This window comes from Kitasatospora sp. NPDC004799, from assembly GCF_040609095.1.
Classification (GTDB): domain Bacteria; phylum Actinomycetota; class Actinomycetes; order Streptomycetales; family Streptomycetaceae; genus Kitasatospora.
Genome location: NZ_JBEXJK010000429.1, coordinates 1 through 6,791, shown reverse-complemented (window position 1 = coordinate 6,791; position 6,791 = coordinate 1). Strand labels below are relative to the sequence as shown.

Annotated in this window: 7 protein-coding genes and 1 pseudogene; 4 read left to right on the top strand and 4 right to left on the bottom strand. The window is 75.1% G+C overall.

What is annotated here, in order from left to right; all coding sequences use genetic code 11:
• Positions 1-91: 91 nt before the first annotated feature.
• From ABZW03_RS34530 to ABZW03_RS34520, 3 genes are read right to left on the bottom strand one after another with little or no spacing between them, the layout of a single operon-like run.
• The gene (locus ABZW03_RS34530) at positions 92-382 is read right to left on the bottom strand and encodes a hypothetical protein (RefSeq protein ID WP_355267425.1); all 291 of its coding nucleotides are present in this window, start codon (positions 380-382) and stop codon (positions 92-94) included.
• Positions 369-722 (bottom strand): AbrB/MazE/SpoVT family DNA-binding domain-containing protein, encoded by a 354-nt coding sequence (locus ABZW03_RS34525; RefSeq protein ID WP_355267423.1) that lies wholly within the window; start codon positions 720-722, stop codon positions 369-371. Before ABZW03_RS34525 ends, ABZW03_RS34530 begins: the two co-directional genes overlap by 14 nt.
• A 59-nt stretch (positions 723-781) precedes the next feature.
• Entirely contained in the window at positions 782-2,068 is a 1,287-nt protein-coding gene (locus ABZW03_RS34520) for an MFS transporter (protein ID WP_355267420.1), read from the bottom strand.
• Positions 2,069-2,160: 92 nt separating this feature from the next.
• On the opposite strand from ABZW03_RS34520, the gene ABZW03_RS34515 reads away from it, so the two are divergent.
• The 3 genes from ABZW03_RS34515 (at position 2,161) to ABZW03_RS34505 (ending at position 5,007) form a co-directional block, all read left to right on the top strand.
• Positions 2,161-3,129, top strand: coding sequence for a LysR family transcriptional regulator (locus ABZW03_RS34515; RefSeq protein WP_355267418.1), 969 nt, complete (start codon positions 2,161-2,163; stop codon positions 3,127-3,129).
• A 119-nt stretch (positions 3,130-3,248) separates the two neighbouring features.
• On the top strand, positions 3,249-4,406 hold the full coding sequence (locus ABZW03_RS34510) for an adenosine deaminase (RefSeq protein WP_355267415.1): 1,158 nt from the start codon (positions 3,249-3,251) through the stop codon (positions 4,404-4,406).
• A gap of 238 nt (positions 4,407-4,644) precedes the next feature.
• The gene (locus ABZW03_RS34505; protein ID WP_355267412.1) at positions 4,645-5,007 is read left to right on the top strand and encodes an ATP-binding protein; all 363 of its coding nucleotides are present in this window, start codon (positions 4,645-4,647) and stop codon (positions 5,005-5,007) included.
• An 89-nt stretch (positions 5,008-5,096) separates the two neighbouring features.
• On the opposite strand, the gene ABZW03_RS34500 is transcribed toward ABZW03_RS34505, so the two are convergent.
• Entirely contained in the window at positions 5,097-5,282 is a 186-nt protein-coding gene (locus ABZW03_RS34500) for a PspC domain-containing protein (RefSeq protein WP_355267409.1), read from the bottom strand.
• 334 nt (positions 5,283-5,616) lie between these two features.
• On the opposite strand from ABZW03_RS34500, the pseudogene ABZW03_RS34495 reads away from it, so the two are divergent.
• Positions 5,617-6,791: pseudogene (locus ABZW03_RS34495) on the top strand (hypothetical protein); the annotation flags it as partial.

Genomic DNA, 6,791 nt, shown 5'->3' with positions numbered 1-6,791 from the left:
GGGAGCCACTGCGGAGCATTGGCGACCGACGACAACGCGGCGAGGTGCGTGCCCCGGCGTCGCCCCGCAGACGCGAGTTTGAAGACGGACCCTAGGGGCGGCCGAAGATCTCGTGGGTGCCGATCCGGCGCCAGACGATGTGGGGCTCGCCGTCCTGGACGGGCGTTCCGTAGCTGAAGGTCGCCCGGCCGTCCGGGGCCCAGGTCATCTCCCACACGTCCGGGTGGCCCTGCATCTTCTTCACGCGCAGGCTCCGGCGGAAGCCCTGTCCGCGGAGGTCGGCGACGAACTGGGCCACCGCGACCAGGAACGCGGCCTTCTGCGCGGCGGTCAGGCCCTTCCAGTCGCGCAGGAAGTGGGCCAGTGACTCATACGTCGGCACGGCGCTTGATCTCCCCCAGGTCGAGGCCGGCCTCGTCGGCGAGCGACTGCAGGAAGGCATCCCCGTCCTGGAACACCTCACCCCGCTCGCCCGCGGCGACCGCCTCGTCGACCTCCTGCTCCTTCTGCTGCCAGGAGCCGCTCCAGAACCACGCCTGGTCGTCCGGGATGACGGAGGCCGGCGTCAGGACGATGCGGCCGTCCTCCACCGCGACCACCAGCTGGTCGCCTTCCTGGAGGTCCAGCTGCTCCCTTATCTCCTGCGGGATGGTGACCACGCCCTTCTTCCGCACAGGGGTGGACACCAGGTGGGGACGACGACGGCGCTTGAGGTCTGCCATGGGGAAAGTCTACCTGGCGGAAAGTCTGCCCGGCCCGGAAGCATCCCCCGCGGCGGCCGTCAAGCGTTCGCGACCGTTCGCCGGGCCGCGTGGGCGCGGTGGGTGGCGTAGAGGGTGACGGCGGCGGCGAGGGCCATGGCGGCGAGGCCGACGGTGGCGGCGCCGGGCCAGCCGGTGGCGTGGTAGGCGTCGGCGCCGAGGGTGCCGCCGAGGCTGTTGCCGAGGTAGTAGGCGATCAGGTAGAGGGCGGAGGCCTGGGCGCGGCCCTCGGTGGCGGTGCGGCCGACCGAGGAGGAGGCGGTGGCGTGGCCGGCGAAGAAGCCGGCGGTGATCAGGACCAGGCCGAGCAGGGCGCAGACCAGGGACTCGGCGAGGGAGAGCAGCAGGCCGGCCGCGGTCACGCCGACGGAGACGTAGAGGGCGCCGCGCCGGCCGAGGCGGCCGGAGAGCCGGCCGGCCGCGGCGGAGGTGCCGGTGCCGACCAGGTAGACCACGAAGATCGAGGCGGCGATCGACTCCGGCAGGTGGAACGGCGCGGCGATCAGCCGGTAGCCGACGGTGTTGTAGACCGCGCCGAACACCGCCATGAACAGCATCCCGAGCAGGTACAGCCGCACCAGCAGCGGGTTGCGCAGGTGCCGTCCGACGGTCCGGGCGAGCGCGCGGGCGTCCACCGGGGCCGGGGCGAAGTGCCGGGCGGCGGGGATCAGCAGCCGGAAGGCGAGCGTGGCGAGCAGGGCCAGGACGGCGGAGGCGGCGAGGCCCCAGCGCCAGCCGAGCCCGGCGGCGGTCCAGCCGGAGAGCAGCCGGCCGCCCATCCCGCCGATGCTGTTGCCGGCCACGTACAGGCCCATCGCGGAGGGCAGCGCGCTGGGGTGGACCTCCTCGGCGAGGTAGGCCATGGCGGTGGCCGGGAGCCCGGCGAGGGCGGCGCCCTGGAGGGCCCGCAGGGCGACGAGGGTGGTGAGGTCCGGCGCGAGGGGCAGCGCGAGGGCGAGCAGCGAGGCGGCGAGGGTGGAGGCGGTCATCACCCGGGTGCGGCCGTACCGGTCGGAGAGCGCGCTGGCCGGGAGTAGCCCGAGGGCGAGGCCGAGGGTGGCGGCGGAGGCCGTCCAGCTGGCCCGGCCGGGGGTGAGGTCGAGGTCGGCCGAGAGGACCGGCAGCAGGCCCTGGGTGGAGTAGAGCAGGACGAAGGTCGCGACCCCGGCGGCGAACAGGGCCAGGTTGGCGCGGCGGAAGGCGCGCTGGCCGGGGCGGTGGCGGTCGTCCGCGGTGGCGGCGGAGGAGGGGGCGGTGGCGGGGGCATCCGGGGAGGTCACGGATGCCCCGGTATCGGAGGGCTGCATGACGTCGACCGTAGGCCTGCCGCCGTTGATGCGTCCAATGCATGAAGCGGGGATGATCGATGCACTGGCGTATGAGTCGAGGTGGTGGCGCGATGTCCGCTCCGGAACCGCTGGACGGCGGCGAGCAGCCGTACCGGGTGGCCGAGTTGGGGCCGGAGGAGCCGGCCGTGCTGCTGGCGCCCCGGCTGGCCGGGTTCGCGGCGGTGGCCCGGCTGGAGCACGTGACCCGGGCGGCCGCGCTGCTCGGGGTGCCGCAGCCGACGCTGTCGCGCGCGGTGGCCCGGCTGGAGGAGGAGCTGGGGGTGGACCTGCTGGCCCGGCAGGGCCGGACGGTGCGGCTGACCAGGGCGGGCCGGCTGCTGCTGGCCTCGGTGGAGCGGGCGCTGGCCGAGGTCGAGCGCGGCGCGGCCGCGGCCCGGGCGGAGGCGGACCCGGCGGGGGGCCTGGTGGCCTTCGGCTTCCTGCACACGATGGGGCCGGACGCGGTGCCGGCGCTGCTGCGCGGCTTCCGCGCGGCGCACCCGCGGGTGCGGTTCCAGCTGGTGCAGGACTACGGCGCGGCGATGCTGGAGCGGCTGCGGGCCGGGGAGTTGGACCTCTGCCTGGTCGCGCCGCTGCCGGACGACCCGGCGTTCGCCGCCCGCCCGCTGGACGAGCAGCGGCTGCACCTGGTCGTCCCGGCGGACCACCGGCTGGCCGGGCGGCGGCGGATCCGGCTGGCGGAGGTGGCCGAGGAGCCGTTCGTCGGCCTGGAGCAGGGGTACGGGCTGCGCGCGATCACGGACGGCTTCTGCGCGCAGGCCGGGTTCGTCCCCCGGCTGGCGTTCGAGGGGGAGGAGGCGGAGACGCTGCGCGGGCTGGTGGCGGCCGGGCTGGGGGTGGCGCTGCTGCCGCCGGCCCTGGTGGCGCGGCCCGGGGTGGTGGAGCTGGAGGTGACGGCGCCGCGCACCCGGCGGGCGGTCGGGCTGGCCTGGGCGGCGGGGCGGCCGCTGACGCCGCCGGCGCGGGCCTTCCGGGACTTCGTGCTGTCCCGGCGCGGGCGGCTGTTGCAGCACGACTGACGGCTCGGGGGCCGTCTGGTGGATCGTATGGACCGGGCGGTGGAATTCCGGGTGGAGTTTGGACCATCCGGCGGTCCTCGCAGTGGTGGGTCTACGCGCGTAGGGGCTATATTTCCGCAATGGAACAGCAGATCCCCGTCACCACCGCGGGCACCGGCCCGCGCATCCCCACCGCCGACCAGATCCGCCGCGCGCCGAAGGTCCTCCTGCACGACCACCTGGACGGCGGGCTGCGCCCGGAGACCGTGGTCGAGCTGGCCGCCGCCTGCGGCTACCAGGACCTGCCCAGCACCGACCCGAAGGAGCTCGGCGAGTGGTTCCGCGAGGCCGCCGACTCCGGCTCGCTGGTCCGCTACCTGGAGACCTTCGCGCACACCTGCGCCGTGATGCAGACCCGTGAGGCGCTGGTCAAGGTCGCCGCGGACTGCGCCGAGGACCTGGCCGCCGACGGCGTCGTGTACGCCGAGGTCCGCTACGCCCCGGAGCAGCACCTGGAGGCCGGGCTGAGCCTGGACGAGGTCGTCGAGGCCGTCCAGGAGGGCTTCCGCCTCGGCGAGGCCAACGCCCGCGAGGCCGGCCACCGGATCCGCGTCGGCACCCTGCTGACCGCCATGCGGCACGCCGCCCGCTCCACCGAGATCGCCGAGCTGGCCAACCGCTACCGGGACCAGGGCGTGGTCGGCTTCGACATCGCCGGCGCCGAGGCCGGCTACCCGCCCACCCGCCACCAGGCCGCCTTCGACTACCTCAAGGGCGAGAACAACCACTTCACCATCCACGCGGGCGAGGCCTTCGGGCTGCCGTCGATCTGGGAGGCCCTGCAGTGCTGCGGCGCCGACCGGCTCGGCCACGGCGTGCGGATCGTCGACGACATCACGGTGGGCGAGGACGGCACGGTCGAGCTCGGCCGGCTGGCCGCGTACGTGCGCGACAAGCGCATCCCGCTGGAGATGTGCCCGACCTCCAACATCCAGACCGGCGCCGCCGACTCGTACGCCGGGCACCCGATCGGGCTGCTCAGCCGGCTGAAGTTCCGGGTCACCGTGAACACCGACAACCGGCTGATGAGCGGCACCAGCATGAGCCGGGAATTCGGCCACGTGGTGGACGCCTTCGGCTACACCCTGGGCGACCTGGAGTGGTTCACGGTGAACGCGATGAAGTCCGCGTTCCTGCCCTTCGACGAGCGGCTGGCGATGATCAACGACGTGATCAAGCCGGGCTACGCCGAGCTGAAGGCGGAGTGGCTGTTCAGCGCGGGCACCGGCGGCAACTGAGCCGTCGCGGTGGCCGGGCCTCCGCCCGCTCCGGCCGGTCGGATGAACGCCGCTTTCCTGCAAGGGAGTTGGCGTTCATCCGACTACTCACTCGGGTGAGTGAACGCCCTTTGGTTCCCGCGCGACCTGCTCACTACGGTGTGCCCGTCATTGCCGACACGCCGCGGCGGCGGGATCGCCCGTTCGCCGGTCCCGTGCGTGAAACTCGGCCACCGACGAGGACCCAAGGGGACCCACCATGAAGCAGGCTCTCAAGGCCGCCGGCACCGCGGCGCTCGGCATCGCCATCGCGGCGGTCGGCGCCGGTACCGCCTCCGCGGCCGACGGCCCGGCGGCCGGCGGCCTCGGGCTGCCCACCGGGTTGCTGACGAACCCGGCGGTGACCGGGGCGGTCACCGACACCGCCGCCAAGCTGCCCGCCACCGGCAAGGTGACCGACACCCTGGGCACCCTCGCCCCGAGCGTCGGCAAGGCCGTCCCGGCCGGCGACACCCCGCTGGCCGGCGTCACCCAGCAGCGCGCCGCCGTCCCGAGCATCCCGGGTCTGGACAAGACCCCGATCGGCGGGCTGACCGGCCTGCTCCCGGGCCTGGGCGGCTGAGCCGGAGCCCACGGCACGGCGACGGGCCGCCCGCCCCCGGAGACCCCGGGGGCGGGAGGCCCGTCGTTCTGCGTGCGGGGCCGCCGGGCTCACGGTTCCTGGGGGAGCAGCAGCCAGAGGGCCAGGTAGAGCAGGAACTGGGGGCCGGGCAGGAGGCAGGAGAGCAGGAAGATCAGCCGGACGGTCCACGGGGTCAGGCCGAAGCGTTCGGCGATCCCGGCGCAGACGCCGGCGATGACGCGGTTGTGGCGGGGGCGGGCGAGACGCGCACTCATGAGTTCTCCCGGTGGTGGCGGCCCGGTCCGGCCGGTCCGGCGGGCTGCTTCCATACTCCGCCGCGGGCGGCTCCCGGTCCTCCGTCCGGCAGGTGATTCTCCGCCCCGAAGGGTCACCGGGGAGTCGTAGCCGAATGTCGGGGTCGCCCTCAGGGTGACCCTGAGGAGGCCTGGACGGGCCCGTCCGGACGTCCGGCGGCGGCTCGGTAGGATGCTGCCGATCGCGGTCGGCCGGGGGGCGGACGAAAAGCCCGACTTCGTCGTGGAATGACCTCTCGTGCAAGCGATTTCACATCCTGACGGGTTCTGTCCCGAATTCTCTCGTGGGGTTGAATTGCACATTCGGCAGCGCCGATTCCTGACCGCGACCGCCGCCGTCACGCTGGCCTCCGGCCTGGCCGCCGTCGGGGCCCCGGCCGTCCTCGCCGCACCGGGGGCCGTCGCGGTGGCCCCGGGCTCCCAGACCCGCCCCTCGCCGGTCACGGTCGCCTTCGGCGGCCTTCCCGGCGGTGTCCAGGCGGGTGGCGCGCCGGTGGAGTTCACCGCGACGCTCCGGAACACCGCCGACCACCGGCTGGACGTCCTGTCCGCGGCCTTCGCCGTCGTGGACACCGGCGCCGGCACCCGGCAGGGCCACTTCAGGCTGGAGTACCGGGCTCCCGGCGCCGCCCAGTGGCAGGAGGCCGGGGCGGACAGCGCGGGCGCCGGCGCCCGGTGGGTGCTCGACCGGCCCGCAGGGCTGTCGCTGGCGGCCGGCGCCGAGGCCGCCTACCGGCTGCGGCTCACCGTCACCGCCGACGCCCCGGCCGGGCGGGTGACGCCGGGCTTCGACGCCGTGGTCTCGGACCCGGCGCTGCCGCCGGAGCAGCGCACCACCGACGCCGGCAGCGGCTACCCGGACCTGCTCGTGGCCCCGGCGGTGGCGCCGACCCCGACGCCCACCGCCGCGCCGGCCACCCCGGCGGCGACCGCCGGGGTGGGGCTGGTCGGCGTGCCCGCCGCGTTCACGGTGGGCGGGCCGGCGAAGCCGTTCAGTCTGGTCCTCACCAACCGCAGCGGCCGGGACCTGCGGGTGGTGCCCGCGGTCGTCTTCCAGGGGGTGGGCGAACTCCCCCCGGAGACCGTCGAGTTCGAGTTCCGTGCCGCCGACGGGCAGTGGCGGGCGGCCACCCCCGGGGTCAGTGCGGAGCACCCGGCCTGGCTCTACTTCGGGCTGCGGACCGGGGACCGGAACGCCGACGTCATCGCGCTGGCGAAGGGCGAGAGCCGCACCGTCGACCTCCGGCTGGGCTTCACCAAGGACGCGCCGATCCTGTTCGAATCCCTGGTCGCCGTCGCGGGCACCCTGCCGGAGCCGGGCGAGAGCGCGGCCGAGGCGGACGGCCCGGCGGCCGACTTCATCACCGTGCCGGCGACGCGTGCCACCGCCACGCCCGCTCCCGTCCTTCCCGACCCGGACCCGGAGCCGCCGGAGCCGTCCACCGCCCCGGTCGTCCCGGCGGCGGCCCC